The sequence below is a fragment of the Micromonospora sp. DT31 genome (assembly GCF_049841795.1).
Taxonomy (GTDB): domain Bacteria; phylum Actinomycetota; class Actinomycetes; order Mycobacteriales; family Micromonosporaceae; genus Micromonospora.
Window position 1 is genome coordinate 596,971 of sequence record NZ_JBNCKZ010000001.1, and the last position, 16,747, is coordinate 613,717.

A 16,747-nucleotide genomic window follows, 5' to 3' on the forward strand; every position below is an offset into this window, starting at 1 on the left:
GCGCGGGGTGGTTCGAGGGGGGGCGCTGCCCGGCCGCCCCGGGCCCCCCCGGGGGGGCCCCCCCCCCCCCCCCCGCCACTCGCGTCACCGCCCGTACAGCTCGAACTCGTAGAGCGAGAACCCGTACGAGGTGGCCCGGGTGACGCCGTACATCCGCACGTAGCGGGCGCTGACCGGGGCGAAGGTGACGTTGTCCACGCCGCCGTTGCCGGCGGTGGTGCCGAACACCGACCGCCAGGTGTTCCCGTCGGCGGAGACCTCGATCCGGTACCCGGTGGCGTGGGCGGCCTCCCACCGCAGCACCGCCCGGCTGATCGTCCGGGCCGTCCCCAGGTCCACCCGCAGCCACTGGTTGTCGTTGTAGCTGCTCGACCAGCGGCTGCCGAGGCTGCCGTCGACCGCCTTGTCCGGACTGTTGCCGGTCAGGAACTGGGTGCTGGACGCGGTGGCCGGGCGCCCCTGCGCCAGGTTGGTGACGGTGTCACTACGCCGGGCCGGGAACGAGACGACCTGCTGGTAGGTGGGCCGGTTCTGCCAGGCGATCAGCGGGTGGGTGATGCCGCCGAGCCCGGACTGGGCGATCGAGTCGGCGCACCACTGGTCACCGGCACCGCACGACGAGTCGCCCGGGTAGACGGTGGTGGTCGGGGCGGCGGCGGCCTGGCCGAGCGTGTCCAGCAGCGTCTGCCGGCACGCGCCCAGGTTGCCGTTGCCGCAGTACGCGCGCCCCAGCCCGCCGGCCACCGGGTCGCCGAGCACGGTACGCAGGTCCTTGTCGACGTAACCCCACCAGCCGTACTGGAACGCCGAGCCCCGGTGCGCCTGCCCCTGCGCCCCCCAGTTCACCGTGCCGTCACGACCACCGTTCTGGCCGCCCGACGGCGCCTCGTTCACCTGGAGGGCGTCGACGAGCGCGCCGTACAGGTCGGGGCCGAGGCCGGGACGGAACTGTGCCGCGGCCAGCAGCGGCCACCAGGCGTCGAAGATCCGGATGGCCTCGGCGTGCTGGTAGACCTTCGAGCCGGGGGAGGTCTCCACCCGCCGGGACCCGGCCTGTTGCCAGGCCCGCAGCTTGGCCACCGCCGCGGACAGCGTCGGATCGGTGACCGGGGTGCTGTCGAGCACCCGCAGCAGCTCGCCGAGGACCTGTTGGCCGCGCAGGTCGGTCACCGCCGCCTGGGCGGTGATCCGGACGATGTCGGCGCGACCGACCTTGCGTTGGGCGATGGCCGCGCGCACCGGGCCGTCGAGCAGCTGCCCCCGGTGCACCGCGCCGTAGCTGAAGTTGCCGTCGGCCGCCCCGAAGTCGCGCGCCTGCTTGTTGTTCCAGCTCACGTAGTAGTCCTGGTTGACCGACTGCGGACGGGCCGACGCCGGGGTGTACGTGGCGTCGTTGGTGTCCGGGTTCCAGCCCGCCCACTCGTACGCCGGTTCCGCCTTCGCCGGCAGGTTCGGGTCGGTGGTGGAGGACCGGACCGGGTTCGACCCGGAGGTGACGAACGCCGACTCGGTGGAGTTGACGTAGAACCAGTTGAACGCGTACCCGACGTTCGTCGCGGACGCCTGGAACGCCGCCGCGCTGCCCATCGCCGCCGGGTCGTTGTACGCCTGGAAGCCGATCGCCGAGTCGGCCTCGTGCCGGTAGGTCGAGCGCAGCTTGGTGAACGCGGTGGGTTTGCCGTTCACCAGCCCTCGGTAGGCCACCAGGCCGTACTTGGTGCGCAGCGAGCGCAGCGTGTACGCGCCGGCGGGGGTGGAGTCGGCGAGCGTCGGCGACCAGGAGTTGCGCTTCTCCAGCACGTCCATGGCCAGGCACTGGCCGCGGAACAGGTAGCGGTTGGTCCGCAGCGTCGGCACGCTGCCGTCGGTGGTGCACAGCGGCACCGCGTAGGTGTCGGTCAGGTCCTGGGAGGCGGAGGTGGCACTCCACGCGTAGTCCTGCCCGCGACCGAGCAGCACGTAGAGGTTCAGCCCGGCGAACGCCGCGCCGCGCGCGCTGATCCCCGGCCCCTGCAGCTCCTGGAGCATGAGCAGTTGCGGGGCGAAGTAGCCGGTCTGCGGCCCGAACACGGCCACCGGGTTGCCGGTGGTGGTGTGCCGGCCGGAGACCACGACCGCGTTGGACATGCCGTGCGTGCGCAGGTTGGACAGCCCGCCGAGCAGGTCCTTCGTGGTGGCGCTGCCGCCGGTGCGGGCGGCGGCCCCGCCGGTGGCGTCGTACGCGAGCGGCTCGGCCACGACCGAGCCGGCGTCGGGGAGCACCGCGCTGGTGGCGCCGGGCGGCGTCGCCCCGTACGGGAAGCTCTGCCCGTCGTGCAGCGTCAGCACGGTCTCCGGGTCGTTCTGGGAGCGGAACGCCGTCCAGACCCGGTCGCCCTCGGTGGCGCCGTACTTGGCGCGGGCGGCCACCCGGACCAGCGCGGACTGCATCTCCTTGCCGCCGCCCCCGCCGAACAGTCCACCGACGACGCCGGCGGTGGCGATCAGGTCGGTCATGGTGAAGTGGGTCGGTTTGCCGGCGCCGGTGAGCACGTACTCGCCGGGGTAGTTGTCGTCGGCGATCGACTTGTCGATGTAGGCGTTGATGCCGGCGATGTAGTCGGCCACGTCGGTGTGCAGCTGCTGGCCCCGGGTGCCCTTGAGGCGCAGCGCGTCCACCTGGGCCTGCAGGTCGGCCTCGGAGTAGGGGGAGTTGGCCCAGATGCTCTGTTCCAGTTCCCGGTTGCCGGGCGCGCCGCCGGCGAACGAGGTGAGCGTGCCCCGGCCGGCGTGACGCAGCAGGTCCATCACCCAGAGCCGGTCCTGGGCTCCGGCGTAGCCGGCGCCGAACATGGTGCCGGCCCGGGTGGTGCCGGTGACGTGCGGTACGCCGGTGGCCTTGTCCCGCACGATGGTGACGTCCGAGCGGGGCGAGACGGTGCTCTCGACCTGCGCGGCGGGCACGCCGAAGGAGGCGTCGTTGTAGAAGTGGGCGATCTGCTCGTCGGTCAGCCCGGCGTAGTTGTAGACCAGGTTGGCGTACTCGTCGAGCTGGTCGCTGGAGTGCGCGGGCCGGGTGCCGAGGGCCTGGTGGGCCAGGATGCCGGCCAGCGTGGCGTTGCCGTTCTGCCCGGGGGGCAGGATGTCGGCGCACTGCCCGAGGCAGTAGTCGTCGGGGGTGAAGGTGGTGGCGGCCAGCGCCGGCGACGGTGGGACGACCGTCAGTGCGCTCGCGGTCAGGGCGGCGGCGGTGAGCGCCGCGAGCCGGGCGCGAAGGGTGGGTCGGGGCATGGGGATCCTCCGGGGACGCGGAGTCGGGCTGTTCGGTACGCCCGGCGGCCGGCGTCTCGCCCTCCGCGCCGGGCGGCCCACTCGGAGGTGAGAATGACTCATATCAATCTGCGGGCAATGATCGTCCCGGACCGCCGCGGGGGATAGCCGTCGTTCACCAGCCGCCAATGCCGACGTTTCGCCCCTACCGGGAAGCGGCGTGTCGGGCAGCGCGGCGGGGCGGGCACGGGGACGCGGCGGGCGCGGCGGCGCGGCGGGGGTGGCGCCGTTGCCACCCCCGCCGCTGTCCCTGCCGGTGCGCGGTCAGTGCCTGTGGAACGACTGGCGCACCACGCCGCCCACCAGCGCGCACCAGGTGGTGATGTCGATCTTGCCGGTGGGCGGCAGCCCGTGCAGGCGCTGGAGGTCCTTCACCGCGGTACGGGTCGCGTGGTCGTACTCGCCGGTCGGGGTGACCTCGGCGTAGCCCTTGGAGTTGAGCATGAACTGCGCCGCGGTCACCGGGACCCCGGTGGCCTTCTGGTCCAGCTCCGGTGCGAGGGTCTCCCAGGTCGGCGCGGTGAGCGTGGCGTCCACGTCGACCGGGACGCCGTTGCGGGCCTGCCAGTCCTGCACGGCCGCCACGGTGGCCCCGTCGAACACGCCGGTGACCGGCACCGGGTAGCCCCGGAACGTGAGCAGGTACTGCGCGACCCGCACCACCGGGCCGCCGACGAACCGCCAGATGTCCGGCCAGCGCCGGGCCGGCACGTCGCCGAGGTCGGTGCCCAGGGTCCGGAACACCTCGCGGCGCAGGGCGGGGAACTCCCGGTAGAACATCGCGCCCGGGCAGAGGGTGGCGCGGAAGTCCCAGTGGCCGAAGATGTCGTGCGCGTGCAGTCCGTACTGGCGGCAGATCGTGGTGCACAGCCGCACCAGGCCGTCGAGCAACTCCTGCGGCGGCGTCTCGGTGACGTAGGTGCCCTCGTTCTCGATGCCGATCGCCCGCCCGTTCTCGCCCGGGCAGTGCGCGGAGATCATCTGCCTGTCGCCGGCCCGCAGCCGCTCCAGACTGCCGTGCCGTCCCTCCAGGACGTGGCCGCCCCGGCTCACCGTGAAGTGCTGCCCGGTGTCGGACCACCCGTTGCCGTCGATGTGCAGGTCCTGGCAGTCGCGGGCCAGCTGCTTGGCGTGTTCCTCGGAATAGTCGGTGACGTTCGGGAACGCCATGTGATGCACGATGATCTTGTTGGTGGGGATGGCGCTCACCGACAGCGGGTCGGCCGGCGACCGGGCGTCCCACTCCTCGCAACTGATGATCCAGTCGAGGTCCGCGCCCGGTGCGGCGTGCGCGGCGGCCGGCAGCGCCAGGTCGGTCCCGACGACCGCGACCGCGGCGGCGCCGAGGCCGGCCCGCAGCAGCGTGCGGCGGTCCAGCTCGGGGTGGTCGAAGTGCATGACGGCGCCTCCTCGGTGGCCCGACCGTCGCCGGGTGACGTAAAGGAACTTCAACTTGTGCGCGCGAGGTGGAGAATATTGCCATCGCGGTCAGGTGCGCCAGAGGACAAAAGCGACGCTCGCCGGCCGGGACCCCGGCACGCCGCCCGGTGGGCCGGTTCCGCCCTCCGCCGGACCGCCCGTACGCTGGCCCGCGGCGGACGGGGGAGCGGCATGACGGGTCGGGCGCGGCTGGACCGGCGCAGCATCCTCGTCGCCGCCGGTGGGCTGGCCGTCGCCGGGATCGGCGTACCCGTCGGGCTGGCCGCCACCGGCGACCGGCCGCCCGCCCCGCGCGGCCGACGGCCGGTCAGCATGGCCATGCACCTGCACGCCTCGTTCAGCGAGGGCGTGGCCAGCTACGCCGCCCACCTCGACCAGGCCCGCCGCAACGCCGTCGACGTGCTCTGGTGGACCGACCACGACTTCCGCGTCGCCGCCCACGACCACCGGCGGATCGTGCACTTCGACGGGCCGCAGGAGTCCGAGGGCGGGCTGGCCTGGGCCTGGACGCCGGCCACCGAGGGCCGACTCACCGCCTCGTCGGCCGACTTCGTGGCCGCGCCGGACGCCCCCGACGGCCCCGGCCGCGCACTGCGGCTCACCGCCGCCGGGGCCGGCACCCACTGGTACGCCGGCAAGGCGTGGAACTGGACGCACACCGGCAACATCTCCGACACCACGCTGCACCTGGACGTGCGCCCCGAGTCGACCGGGCCGGACGCGCCGCTGACCGTCGAGGTCGCGCTGTCGCACCACCCCGCCGGACCCGGCCGCCCCGCCGGTCAACTCGTGCTGCGCTACCGACTCGGCGCCGGCGACACGGTCCGGCACACCGTCGACGGCCGGCACGGCACCGTCCACCGGCCGGCGCCCGCCGGCGTCTGGCGGCGGCACACCTTCGACCTGCACGCCGACGTGCGCCGGCTCTGGCCCGACCTGGTCGCCGGGGACAACTCCCTGTGCGGACTGCGCCTGGGCGTGACCGCCACCGGCGGTGCGCGCGGCGCGTACCTGGTCGACCGGCTGGTCTTCGACCGGGCCCGCCGCGCCGGGCAGGCCGGCGAGGAACTGCGCGCGGAGGTGCTGCGCGGCTACGCCGACGCCTACCCGGGGGTGACCCACCACCGGGCGTACGAGGTGTCGATGGTGCGGCACCTCAACTGGTTCGGTGGCGACGGCACGTTGCCGCGGTTCCCGTCCCCGCCCTACCGGGACAACGACGTCGACGCGACCGAGGCGATGGTGCGGTTCCTGCACGCCCACGGCGGGGTGGTCTGCTGGAACCACCCGCTGGACGTGGAGCGGCGCGACTCCCTCGCCCGGCTGCTGGTCAGCCGCGCCGCGCTCGGCGTCGACCTGATCGAGATCGGGCGACGGCCGGTCGAGGACCACCTCTGGGCGTACGACGTGGCGGCCCGCAACGCGATCCCGCTGACCGCCGTCGGCGTGACCGACGACCACGGCGGCACCGACTGGCGCTCCGGCCGGGACCGGCACGTCACCTCCGTCTGGGCCGCCTCCACCGGCATCGGCGACCTGGTGGCGGCGCTGCGCGCCGGGCAGGCGTGGTTCGCCGACCTGGTCGGCTACCGGGGCGCGCTGGACCTGGAACTCGACGGTCGCAGCGCCATGGGTGCCCTGGCGGTCGTCGCCGAGGACACCGTCACGGTGCGGCTGCGCGCCACCGACCTGCCGGCCGGCGCCACCCTGGAGGCGGTCACCGGCGAGGTCGACCGGGCCGGTGTCGCGGACCCCACCCCGGCCACCCGCACCCGGGTGGTGCCGTGGCGGCAGGTGCGCCAGGGCTGGCACGACCTGCCCGTGCCGGTGGGCGGCGGGGCGTACGTGCGTACCCAGGTCCGCGACCGCGACGGCGCGATCGTCGCGGCGGGCAACCCGGTGTGGCTGCTGCGCCAGGCCCCGCCCGGTGGCATCCCGGCGGCCCGCCGCCGCTGACGGCGCCGGGGCGGAGTTTCCGCGCCGGCGGCATCGGGTAGGCCCGGGAACACCCTGACTGTATGCGTGGAGGCCCTTCGATGAGAGACAACTTCGGCGACGCGGTAGGCGACGCGTTCCGATCGGTGATGCTTTTCCTGCCCAAGGCGGTCGCGTTCGTCGCCATCCTGGTCGCCGGCTGGCTGATCGCCAAGGCGGTGCTGAAGGTGGTCGACAAGGTCCTGGAGCGGGTCCACTTCGACCGGGCGGTCGAGCGCGGCGGCATCAAGACCGCGCTGGCCCGCTCGAAGTACGACGCCAGCGACATCGTCGCGAAGCTGGCCTACTACGGGGTGCTGCTGGTGACCCTGCAGCTCGCGTTCGGCATCTGGGGCCCCAACCCGATCTCCGACCTGATCGCCGGCGTGATCGCCTGGCTGCCCCTGGCGTTCGTCGCGATCATCATCGTGGTGGTGGCCGCGGCCATCGCCCGGGCCGTGAAGGACATCATCTCCAGCGCCCTCGGCGGCCTGTCCTACGGCCGGGTGCTGGCCAACCTCGCGTCGGTGTTCATCCTGGGCCTCGGCGTCATCGCCGCGCTGAACCAGATCGGCGTGGCCACCACGGTTACCACCCCGGTGCTGATCGCGGTGCTCGCCACCGTCGGCGGCATCCTGGTCGTCGGCGTCGGCGGCGGACTGGTCCGGCCGATGCAGAGCCGCTGGGAGAAGTGGCTGACCCGGGCCGAGGAGGAGTCCCGCACCATCGCCACCCACGCCCGCGCCTACCAGGCCGGCCGGCGTGACATCGAAGCCCGGCTCGGCACCACCGACCCGTACGCGGAGTCGGAGCTGACCCAGCCGGTCAGCCGGGACACCGAGGCGGACCGCACCCAGCCGGTGCCGGCGTACGCGGGCTCCGACGCGACCCAGGTGGTGCCGACCTCGGCCGTGCCCACCTCTACCGCGCCCGCCGCCGCGCCGGCCGGCCCGGACGCCGCCCGGCCGGCGCCGCACGCCGACGCCGACGCCACCCAGCCGCCGCCGCACGTCGGCGCGGAGGCCACCCAGCGGATTCCGCCGCTCACCGACGCCGACCGCACGCCGTCGACCACGCCGCGCCAGCCCGCCGCCGAGCAGTCGGCGGACAGCGAGACCACGATGATCATTCCGCAGTCCGAGGTGGACAAGTTCCGCCGCTGACCGACCGCGACCCACGGCGGGGCGGGACCCACCCGGGTCCCGCCCCGCCGCGCGTGCCCGCCGGGCCGCGCGCGGGCCGGCACCCGGCTACGATCCTCAGCATGACCTGGCGATGGTGACGCCTTCCTGAACGACGAGGCCGCGGGCCGCCGCGGACACCGTGCACTCCGACCGGTGTCCGTCACGTCCCGTGGGAAGGTTCCATGCTCGTCGCCGCCGCCCGCGTGCCCGCGACCCGCCGCCTCGCGGCGCTCCTCTACGGCTACGCGTTCCTGACCGACCTCGTCCTGCTCTACCCGTTCTACGTGCTGCTGTTCGCCGACACCGGCCTGTCGGTCGGGCAGATCTCCTCACTGTTCGTTCTCTGGGCCGCCGCCGGCATCCTGCTGGAGGTGCCCTCCGGGGTCTGGGCCGACGCGGTGTCGCGCCGGCTGCTGCTGTGCCTGGGTCCGGTGGTCACCGCCACCGGGTTCGCGCTCTGGGTGCTGCTGCCGTCCTACCCGGCGTTCGCTGTGGGCTTCCTGCTCTGGGGCGCCGGCGGCGCGTTGCGCTCCGGCGCGCTGGAGGCGCTCGTCTTCACCGAACTGGACCGCCTCGGCGCGGCCCACCGGTACGCCCGGCTGATCGGCCGCGCCCGCACCGCCGAGGTGCTCGGCGTGGTCGGCTCGGGGGTGCTCGCCGGGCCGGTGTTCGCACTCGGCGGCTACCTCGCGGTCGGCTCGGCCAGCGTGGCGACCTGCCTGCTCGCGGCCGTCGTCGCGACCCGCCTGCCGGAGCACCGCCCGCCGCCCGCCGCACCGGCCGGCCCGGCCGGCCTCGACGGCCCCAGCGGCCCGGACGGCCCCGACAGCCGTGGCCCGGACGGGCAGCCGGGTGACGACGAGCCCGGCTGGCGGGACAGCCTGCGCCTCGGGTTCGCCGAGGTGCGCGCCGACCACCGCATCCGCGCCGCCGTGCTGCTGGTCGCCGCGGTGACGGCGATCTGGGGCGGCCTGGAGGAGTACACCGGTCTGCTGGCCCGCGACGTCGGCGTCGGCGACGCGGGGGTGCCGCTGCTGCTCCTGCTGGTGTCGGCCGGGATGACCGCGGGCGGGCTGCTGGCGCCGCTGGGCGAGCGGCTGTCCCACCGCGGGTACGCCGGCCTGCTGGTGCTCGCGGCGGCGGCGACGGCGGCCGGGGCGCTGCTGCGCCACCCGGCGGGTTTCCTGTTGCTGGCGGTGGCGTTCGCCGCCTTCCAACTCGCCACCGTGCTGGCCGACGTGCGGCTGCAGGCCCGGATACGCGGATCCGCCCGGGCCACGGTCACCTCGCTGGCCGGGATGACCACCGACCTGACCATCGTCGCGTTCTACGGCGGGTACGGGCTGCTGGCCGGCGCGGTCGGCAATCCGGTCGCCTTCGGGGTGGCCGTGCTGCCGTACGTGCTAGTGGCGCTCTGGCTGCTCACCGGTCGGGCGTGAATCGCCAGAAAAGGGGCCCATGGCCGCGCGGCCCGCCTAGCGTGGTTCCGGGACACGGGCAAGCCGGGGAGACGATCACGGTGACTGTGGAAGCAGCGCGCACGCTGCGCGACGAGGACCTGACCGGGCTGGCGGAGCTGGCCGCCCAACTGCGGGTGGACGCGATCCGGTGCACCACGATGGCCGGCTCCGGGCACCCCACCTCCAGCCTCTCCGCCGCCGACCTGCTCGCCGTGCTCGTCGCCCGCCACCTGCGCTACGACTGGTCCTACCCGGGCAACCCCGGCAACGACCACCTGATCCTGTCCAAGGGACACGCCTCACCGCTGCTGTACGCGGTGTTCCGGGCCACCGGCGCGATAAGCGAACAGGAACTGCTGGAGACGTACCGGCGGTCCGGTTCGCGCCTGCAGGGCCACCCCACGCCGGTGCTGCCCTGGGTCGACGTCGCCACCGGCTCGCTCGGGCAGGGCCTGCCGGTCGGCGTCGGCGTGGCACTCGCCGCCCGGTACCTGGACCGGTCGCCGGCGCACGTCTGGGTGCTCTGCGGGGACAGCGAGACCGCCGAGGGCTCGGTGTGGGAGGCGCTGGACAAGGCCGGCCACTACGGGCTGGACAACCTCACCACGATCGTGGACGTCAACCGGTTCGGCCAACGCGGCCCCACCGAGCTGGAGTGGGACCTGGACACCTACCGGCGTCGGGTCGAGGCGTTCGGCTGCCGGGCGATCCTCGTCGACGGCCACGACCCCGCCGCGATCGACGAGGCGTACGGGCAGGCGCGGGAGGCCGGCGGACCGACCGTCGTGCTGGCCCGCACGGTCAAGGGCAAGGGCGTGCCGGAGGTGGAGAACGACCCGGCCTGGCACGGCAAACCGTTCGACCCGGAACTCGCCGAGCGGGCGGTGCGGGCGCTCGGCGGCTCCCGGCGGACCATCCGGGTCGCCGGACCGAGACCACCGGCCGCGCCGCGCGCCACCGCGCCGCAGACCGGGCAACCGGAGCTGCCCCGCTACACCCGCGGCGCGGCCGTGGCCACCCGGGACGCGTACGGCGACGCGCTGCGCGCCCTCGGCGCCGCCCGGCCCGACGTGGTCGCGCTCGACGGCGAGGTGAGCGACTCCACCCGGGCGGAGCGCTTCGCCGCCGCGTACCCGGACCGGTTCTTCCAGATGTTCATCGCCGAACAGCAGCTCGTGGCCGCGGCGGTCGGTATGGCGGTGCGCGGGTACCGCCCGTTCGCCGCGACGTTCGCCGCGTTCTGGTCCCGCGCGTACGACTTCATCCGGATGGCCGGGGTGTCCCGGGCCGACATCGCGCTCGTCGGCTCGCACGCCGGGGTGGAGATCGGCCCGGACGGACCGTCCCAGATGGGGCTGGAGGACATCGCCGCGCTGCGCGCGGTACCCGGCTCCACGGTGCTCTGCCCGGCCGACGCGGTGTCCTGCGCGGCCCTGGTCGCCCAGCTGCCCGACCTGCCGGGCGTGACCTACCTGCGCACCACCCGCGGCGCGTACCCGGTGCTCTACGACGACGGCGAGCCGTTCCCGATCGGCGGCAGCCGGGTGGTGCGCGACGGCGGGGACGTGGCGTTGCTGGGCACCGGCGTGACCGTGCACCTCTGCCTCGCCGCCGCCGACGAGCTGACCCGGGAGGGCATCGACGCGCGGGTGGTCGACGTCTACTCGATCAAACCGGTGGACCGGCAGCGCCTGGTCGAGGCCGTCCGGGACACCGGAGGGCGGCTGGTCGTGGTCGAGGACCACTACCCGCAGGGCGGGCTCGGTTCGGCCGTGCTGGAGACCCTCGCGGACCTGGGCCAGCCGGCCCGGGTGCAGCACCTGGCGGTACGCGGCCTGCCCGGCTCCGGCACCCCCACCCAGCAGTTCGACCGGGCCGGCATCGGCGTGTCCGCGATCGTGTCGGCGGCGCGGCGACTGGCCTGACCGGCGTTTGCCCGCCTCCGCGGCGGGTAGCCACGCTGCCGCTGCGACGGGAGGACCGACGATGGCCGAACCGGAGTTCTACGCGCGGGTGTCCGCCCGCGCCGGCGTGCCGGTGGAGACAGCCCGCGCGCTGACCGGGGCGACGCTGTCCACGCTCGCCGAACGGATCAGCGGGGGCGAGGCCGACGACCTGTCCGCGCACCTCGCCCACGAGCTGCGCCCGCTGCTGGCCCGCCCCCGGACCGCCGACCCCGAGGTGTTCGGGTACGACGAGTTCCTGCGCCGGGTCGCCGAACGGTCCGGTGCCAGCCCGGCCGACGCCGAGCGCGGCGCGCGGGCGGTGCTGCAGGCGCTGCACCGGGTGGTCGGACCGGCCCCGTTCAACCGCGCGTTGTCCCAGTTGCCCCGCGAGATCGCCGAGCTGGCCCACCCCACCCCCCGCCCCGCGTAAGGAAGGGCCCCTTCTTAACGCCTCCGGTAGAGGAAGGGCCCCTTGTTAACACCCGCCACGCCCGCGCGGCGCGCGCCTGGGACGGGCGGCGCGCCCGCGACGGGCGGCGTCACTGCGGCAGCGCGTCGAGGTAGACCCAGCGGCCGTCCTCGCGGGCGAAGCGGCTGTGCTCGGCGAGCACGCCGGCCCGGCCGCCCTCGCGGTAGTGCGCCCGGAACCGGACCGTCCCGGCGCTGTCGAACAGCCCGCCGTGCGCGGTCTCCAGGATCTCCAGCCGCGTCCACCGGGTCCCCGGGTCCAGGTCCAGGTGTCGCGGCCGGGTGGTCGAGTGCCAGCTGTGCCGCAGGTACGCCGCGTCGCCGAGCGCGAAGGCGCTGAACCGGGACCGCATCAGCGCCGCCGCCGTCGCCGCCGTCGCAACGCCGGAGTGCACCGGGGCGCAGCAGTCCGCGTACGGCTGGCCGGTGCCGCACGGGCAGGTCGCCGGCCGTTCACCCCGTCTCGCCATCCCGTGATTCTTCCAAGCGTCGGAGAGTGTTAAGAAGGGGCCCCTCCTCTACCGAATGCGTTAACAGGGGGCCCCTCCTTACACCGCGACGCACTAGGGTTTTCGGACCATGAGGGTGAGCCCGACTCAGCGTGACCTCGACCCCGGTCAGGTCCGCCGCTTTTTGACCGCCTCACTCGGGTCCGGCGCCGAGGTGGCCGACTGTGGCCCGCTGTCCGGCGGCGGCTTCGCCGCCGTCTGGTGGGTACGCCTGGCCGACGGCCGGGACGTGGTGCTCAAGGTGGGCCCGCCACCGCACGTGCGGCTGCTGCGCTACGAGCGGGACATGATCGGCGCGGAGGCGCGCTACCTGCGCCTGGTGGCCGCTCGCGCCCCGGGGGTGCCGGTGCCGGCGTTGTTGCACCACGGCCGCCACCGCGACCTGGGCGACTGGCTGCTCACGGCGCGGCTGCCCGGTCGTACCCTGTGGGACCTGACCCGGGCCGGTGCGGACGTCGGGCCGCTGCGCGCCGGGTTCGGCCGGGCGTTGGCCGCGGTGCACACCGTCACGGGTGAGCGGTACGGCTACGACGGCGGCCGGGCCTCCGCCGGCACCTGGCGGGAGGCCTATCTCGCCATGGTGGACGACCTGCTCGCCGACGCCGCGGACTGGGCGGTGCCGCTGCCCGTGCCCGCTTCCCGGATCCGGGACCTGGTGGCCCGGCACGCGGCGGTGCTCGACGCGGTGCGCCGCCCGGCGCTGCTGCACTTCGACGGTTGGGCCGGCAACGTGTTGGCCGTGGACGGGCCGGACGGCACGCCGCGGCTGAGCGGCCTGGTCGACGGCGAGCGTTACCTGTGGGGTGATCCGCTTGTGGATCTGGTGTCGCCGCTGCTGTTCCGCCGCGCCGAGGACGAACCGGACGACCCGCTGGTACGCGCCTACCGGGAGGCGTCGCCGGTCCCGTTCGACGCCGGGGTGCGGCGTCGGCTCGGGCTCTACCGGCTGTATCTCTACCTGCTGATGACTGTCGAGATGCCCAGCCGGAACATCACCGCCGCCTCCGATCCGGGACGGGTGGAGCTGCTGGCGACGCTGCTCGACGCGGAACTGGGCGACCTGGCCGGCTGAGGCTCACCGGGCGGCGGTGGCGAAGACGACGATGTTGTCCGGGTAGCTGCCGGTGCGCGTGTCGAACCGCCCGCCGCAGGTGATCAACCGCAGCCGGGCCGTCGCGTCGCCGCCGTAGACCCGGGCGGTGGGGAAGCGCTCCTTCGGGTACGCCCCGACGCCGTCCACGGTGAACGTCGCGGTGCGGCCGTCGGTCCGCAGCACCCGTACCCGGTCGCCGGGGCGCAGCCGCCCGAGGTCGAAGAAGACCGCCGGGCCGTGCCGTGAGTCGACGTGCCCGACCAGCACCGCGTTGCCGGCCTGGCCGGGCGCGGGACCGGGGTGGTACCAGCCGGCGACCTCCGGGCGCCGCAGCGGCGGCACCTCCAGCGCGCCGTCGTCGTCGACGGCCACCGGGACGATCTCGGCGTCGACGCCGATGCGGGGAATGGTCACCCGGACCGGCGTGGAGCGGGCGAGCACCGGGCCGTTCGCGCCGGGGCGTTCGGTGTCCGGCGCGGCGGAGGTGCCGGGTTGTGGTGGCGCCGTCGAGGTGTTGCCGAGGCCGGCCGAGACCAGCCCGGCGCCGGTGGCGGCGGCGAGCGTGACGGCGGCGACCACCGCGGCGGTGCGCGACCGCGACCGGCGGCCCGCTCGGTGCGGCGAGGACAGGATGCCACCTCCGTCCGACGGGGACGCGGCGCCCGCGCCGTGGACTCCGGCGCGGGCGGGCCGCTCGGCGGGCCGGTCAGGCGGTGGCGCCGGCCCGGCGTCGGCGGACGACCGCGTACGCACCGCCGGCGAGCGCCCCGGCGGCCAGCACGCCACCGGCGATCAGCACGCCTGTGTCGCCGTCGCGTCCACCGCCGCCGGCCTGCGCGCCGCCGATCGGGGTGACGGTGAACGTGGCGCTGCCTCCGTCGCTGCCGTCACCGCAGGTGGTGGCCACCGTGTACGTGCCGAGGGTGAACCCGGCGGTGAACAGTTCGGCGCTCAGCCCGCCGCCCGCGGCGGCCGTGGTGGATCTGACGTTCTGGTCCCGGTCGGGACCGGTGACGCGGAACAGCGCGTCACCGCCGTTCGGGTTGCACGTCGTGGTCAGCACGACCGTCCCACCGACCGGGGTGGTGGCCGGGGAGACTCTGGTGTCCGCCAGCGCGGCGGCCGGGAGCAGCAGTGTGCCGAGGCCCACGCCGACCGCCGCCGATCCGAGAAATGACTGTGCCTTCATCCGCGTCTTCCCTCACTTTTCGTCCGCTGTCTGCGTGGGACGTCGTTCGGGTGGCCAACTCCGTGACGAGCACCGGTGTGGCCAACACTAGGAGGGTTGCGGCGGTCACTGGGGGTAATTGAGAAATCTTCGTTGCCGTCCGGTGTGCTCCCTGTGGCCGCCGGAGGGCGGACATGCCGGGCCAGGCCGGACGGCGCGCGGGCCCGATAGGGGCCGCTCCGGGCGTGGTGTCCGGTTCACCCCTACCGGGCCGGTGGCTCCGGCCGGACCAGTCCGGTGTCGTAGGCGAGCACCACCGCCTGGATCCGGTCGCGCAGGCCCAGCTTGGTGAGGACCGCCGAGACGTGCGTCTTCACGGTGGCGGTGCTCAGGTGCAGCCGGGCGGCTATCTCCGCATTGGACATCGCCCTTGCGGTGAGCGTGAGCACCTCCCGTTCCCGGGCGGTCAGCACGGCGAGCGCATCGGCGGTGGCGGCCGTGGCGGGCAGCCGGTCGGCGTACCGGTCCAGCAGCCGCCGGGTCACCGTCGGCGCCAGCAACGCCTCGCCCCGGGCCACCACCCGTACCGCCTCGGCGAGGTCGGCGGGGCGGGTGTCCTTGAGCAGGAACGCGCTGGCCCCGGCGCGCAGCGCGGCGTACACGTGCTCGTCGAGATCGAAGGTGGTGAGCATGACCACCCGGGCCGGGTTGCCGGCGGCCACCAGGTCCCGGGTGGCGGCGATGCCGTCGCGGCGGGGCATCCGCACGTCCATCAGCACCACGTCCGGCCGGGTACGTGTCGCCACCGCGACCGCCTCGACGCCGTCGGCGGCCTCGCCGACGACGCTGAGGTCCGCGCGCGCGTCCAGGACCGTCCGTAGCCCGGCGCGGATCAGCTCCTGGTCGTCGGCGACGACCACCCGGACCGTCATCGGGCGGCCTCCACCGGCAGTCGGGCGTGGACGCGGAAGCCGCCGGCCGGCAGCGGGCCGGCGTCGAGCGTGCCGCCGAGCAGCCGGGCCCGTTCCCGCATGCCGACGATGCCGTGCCCGTCGGCCGGCCCCGCCCGGCGGGCCGGGACGGTCGAGTCGTTGACCACCTCCAGCCGCAGCACCCCGTCGCGGTAGCGGACGTCGACGTCGGCGTGGGTGGCGTGCCCGTGGCGCAGCGCGTTGGTCAGGGACTCCTGCACGATCCGGTACGCCGACAGTTGCACCCCGCCGGGCAGCGCGTCGCCGTCGCCGTCACGCCGCAGCCTCACCGGCAGCCCCACCGCCCGGACCGCGTCGACAAGCGCGTCGAGCTGCGCCAGCCCTGGTTGTGGTCCGTCCGGGTCGGAGCCGTCGTCGGCGACGAGTGCGTGCAGCATGGCCCGCAGTTCGGTGAGCGCCGACCGGGCCGCCGTGTCGATCGCGCCGAGCGCGGCGCGGGCCTGCGCCGGCTGCTCGTCGAACACGTCCTCGGCGGCGGCGGCCTGCACCGCGATGACCGAGACGTGGTGTGCCACCACGTCGTGCAGTTCCCGGGCCATCCGTTCCCGCTCGGTGGCGCGGACGTGCCGCTCCCACTCGCAGCGCCGCCGGGCCTGAACCCGCTGAAGCTCGCCGAGCGTCCAGCTCAGGCCGAGGGCGGTCACCGCCAGCAGGAAGTCCCGCCAGCCGCCGGTGACCAGCTTCCAGGGCGTGGGCGCCAGCAGCAGCCCGAGCGCCACGAGTGAGAACCGGGGCGGACGCAGCCGGGCCACGTACGCCATCGGCACGGCCACCAGGCCGAGCCAGCCGAGCTGGGGGCAGAACGCCTCCAGGCCCACGCCGGCCAGCGCGGCCACCGTGAGGGCGTACCCCGGGTGGCGGCGGATCCACAGCAGACAGCTCGCCTGCACCGCGGCGAGGCCGACCGCGACGGCGGTCGCGCCGGCCGACGCGGGGCCGGCGTCGGAGGCCAGCAGCGCGAGCAGGCAGACACCGAAGCTGGCGGCGGCGAGGCTGCCGTCGAGCAGTGGCAGGAACCAGGACCGGGACGCGCATCTCATGTCCCGGATGCTAGGCCGCCGACCCGCCGCCGCTCATCGGTCGCCAGACGGAGATTCGGTCCGGTGGTCGTTCCGGCGACGGAGCCGGGAACCGCTCTGCGGCGCGATCCGCCCGCTGGCCCGCCGCACCTAGCGTTTCCGGCAGTCGTCCCCGAACCGGAGGA

At 74.8% G+C, this 16,747-nt stretch carries 12 protein-coding genes and 1 pseudogene; 6 read left to right on the forward strand and 7 right to left on the reverse strand.

Going from position 1 to position 16,747, the window contains the following annotated elements; genetic code table 11:
* Positions 1-84 precede the first annotated feature (84 nt).
* Complete coding sequence (locus tag ACLQ2X_RS02580) at positions 85-3,270, reverse strand: penicillin acylase family protein (protein ID WP_425679276.1); 3,186 nt, start codon at positions 3,268-3,270, stop codon at positions 85-87.
* A gap of 303 nt (positions 3,271-3,573) precedes the next feature.
* A complete protein-coding gene (locus tag ACLQ2X_RS02585; protein ID WP_425679277.1) occupies positions 3,574-4,707 on the reverse strand; it encodes a peptidoglycan recognition protein family protein in 1,134 nt (377 codons plus the stop codon).
* A 213-nt stretch (positions 4,708-4,920) separates the two neighbouring features.
* Between ACLQ2X_RS02585 and ACLQ2X_RS02590 the strand changes: the two genes are divergently transcribed.
* From ACLQ2X_RS02590 to ACLQ2X_RS02610, 5 genes and pseudogenes are all read left to right on the forward strand, one after another.
* A complete protein-coding gene (locus tag ACLQ2X_RS02590) occupies positions 4,921-6,705 on the forward strand; it encodes a hypothetical protein (protein ID WP_425679278.1) in 1,785 nt (594 codons plus the stop codon).
* A 62-nt stretch (positions 6,706-6,767) separates the two neighbouring features.
* A pseudogene (locus tag ACLQ2X_RS02595) lies at positions 6,768-7,505 on the forward strand (mechanosensitive ion channel family protein); the annotation flags it as partial.
* 584 nt (positions 7,506-8,089) lie between these two features.
* Positions 8,090-9,346, forward strand: a complete 1,257-nt coding sequence (locus ACLQ2X_RS02600) for an MFS transporter (protein WP_425679279.1) — start codon at positions 8,090-8,092, stop codon at positions 9,344-9,346.
* A gap of 80 nt (positions 9,347-9,426) precedes the next feature.
* Positions 9,427-11,292 carry a transketolase gene (locus ACLQ2X_RS02605; RefSeq protein ID WP_425679280.1) on the forward strand — a complete coding sequence of 622 codons (1,866 nt, stop codon included), beginning with the start codon at positions 9,427-9,429 and terminating at the stop codon, positions 11,290-11,292.
* 61 nt (positions 11,293-11,353) lie between these two features.
* Positions 11,354-11,743, forward strand: a complete 390-nt coding sequence (locus ACLQ2X_RS02610; RefSeq protein WP_425679281.1) for a DUF2267 domain-containing protein — start codon at positions 11,354-11,356, stop codon at positions 11,741-11,743.
* 109 nt (positions 11,744-11,852) lie between these two features.
* Here the strand turns inward: ACLQ2X_RS02610 and ACLQ2X_RS02615 are convergent, their stop codons facing one another.
* Complete coding sequence (locus ACLQ2X_RS02615) at positions 11,853-12,251, reverse strand: YchJ family protein (protein ID WP_425679282.1); 399 nt, start codon at positions 12,249-12,251, stop codon at positions 11,853-11,855.
* 109 nt (positions 12,252-12,360) lie between these two features.
* Between ACLQ2X_RS02615 and ACLQ2X_RS02620 the strand changes: the two genes are divergently transcribed.
* Complete coding sequence (locus tag ACLQ2X_RS02620; protein ID WP_425679283.1) at positions 12,361-13,362, forward strand: phosphotransferase family protein; 1,002 nt, start codon at positions 12,361-12,363, stop codon at positions 13,360-13,362.
* Between the two features lie 3 nt (positions 13,363-13,365).
* Here the strand turns inward: ACLQ2X_RS02620 and ACLQ2X_RS02625 are convergent, their stop codons facing one another.
* The 4 genes from ACLQ2X_RS02625 to ACLQ2X_RS02640 all read right to left on the reverse strand — a co-directional run bounded on the left by ACLQ2X_RS02625 (position 13,366) and on the right by ACLQ2X_RS02640 (position 16,583).
* Positions 13,366-14,013 carry a class F sortase gene (locus ACLQ2X_RS02625; protein ID WP_425679531.1) on the reverse strand — a complete coding sequence of 216 codons (648 nt, stop codon included), beginning with the start codon at positions 14,011-14,013 and terminating at the stop codon, positions 13,366-13,368.
* 76 nt (positions 14,014-14,089) lie between these two features.
* Positions 14,090-14,572: a hypothetical protein gene (locus ACLQ2X_RS02630; protein ID WP_425679284.1), complete on the reverse strand. Its 483-nt coding sequence runs from the start codon at positions 14,570-14,572 to the stop codon at positions 14,090-14,092.
* Positions 14,573-14,814: 242 nt separating this feature from the next.
* Positions 14,815-15,483 (reverse strand): response regulator, encoded by a 669-nt coding sequence (locus tag ACLQ2X_RS02635; protein WP_425679285.1) that lies wholly within the window; start codon positions 15,481-15,483, stop codon positions 14,815-14,817.
* On the reverse strand, positions 15,480-16,583 hold the full coding sequence (locus ACLQ2X_RS02640) for a sensor histidine kinase (protein WP_425679286.1): 1,104 nt from the start codon (positions 16,581-16,583) through the stop codon (positions 15,480-15,482). The genes ACLQ2X_RS02635 and ACLQ2X_RS02640 overlap by 4 nt, the downstream gene beginning before the upstream one ends.
* Positions 16,584-16,747: the final 164 nt, after the last annotated feature.

Bases quoted from the DNA above. Each gene is read 5' to 3' on its own strand.
- ACLQ2X_RS02580 (WP_425679276.1), bottom strand. From the start codon at position 3,270: ATGCCCCGACCCACCCTTCGCGCCCGGCTCGCGGCGCTCACCGCCGCC.
- ACLQ2X_RS02585 (WP_425679277.1), bottom strand. From the start codon at position 4,707: ATGCACTTCGACCACCCCGAGCTGGACCGCCGCACGCTGCTGCGGGCC.
- ACLQ2X_RS02590 (WP_425679278.1), top strand. From the start codon at position 4,921: ATGACGGGTCGGGCGCGGCTGGACCGGCGCAGCATCCTCGTCGCCGCC.
- ACLQ2X_RS02600 (WP_425679279.1), top strand. From the start codon at position 8,090: ATGCTCGTCGCCGCCGCCCGCGTGCCCGCGACCCGCCGCCTCGCGGCG.
- ACLQ2X_RS02610 (WP_425679281.1), top strand. From the start codon at position 11,354: ATGGCCGAACCGGAGTTCTACGCGCGGGTGTCCGCCCGCGCCGGCGTG.
- ACLQ2X_RS02615 (WP_425679282.1), bottom strand. From the start codon at position 12,251: ATGGCGAGACGGGGTGAACGGCCGGCGACCTGCCCGTGCGGCACCGGC.
- ACLQ2X_RS02620 (WP_425679283.1), top strand. From the start codon at position 12,361: ATGAGGGTGAGCCCGACTCAGCGTGACCTCGACCCCGGTCAGGTCCGC.
- ACLQ2X_RS02630 (WP_425679284.1), bottom strand. From the start codon at position 14,572: ATGAAGGCACAGTCATTTCTCGGATCGGCGGCGGTCGGCGTGGGCCTC.
- ACLQ2X_RS02635 (WP_425679285.1), bottom strand. From the start codon at position 15,483: ATGACGGTCCGGGTGGTCGTCGCCGACGACCAGGAGCTGATCCGCGCC.
- ACLQ2X_RS02640 (WP_425679286.1), bottom strand. From the start codon at position 16,583: ATGAGATGCGCGTCCCGGTCCTGGTTCCTGCCACTGCTCGACGGCAGC.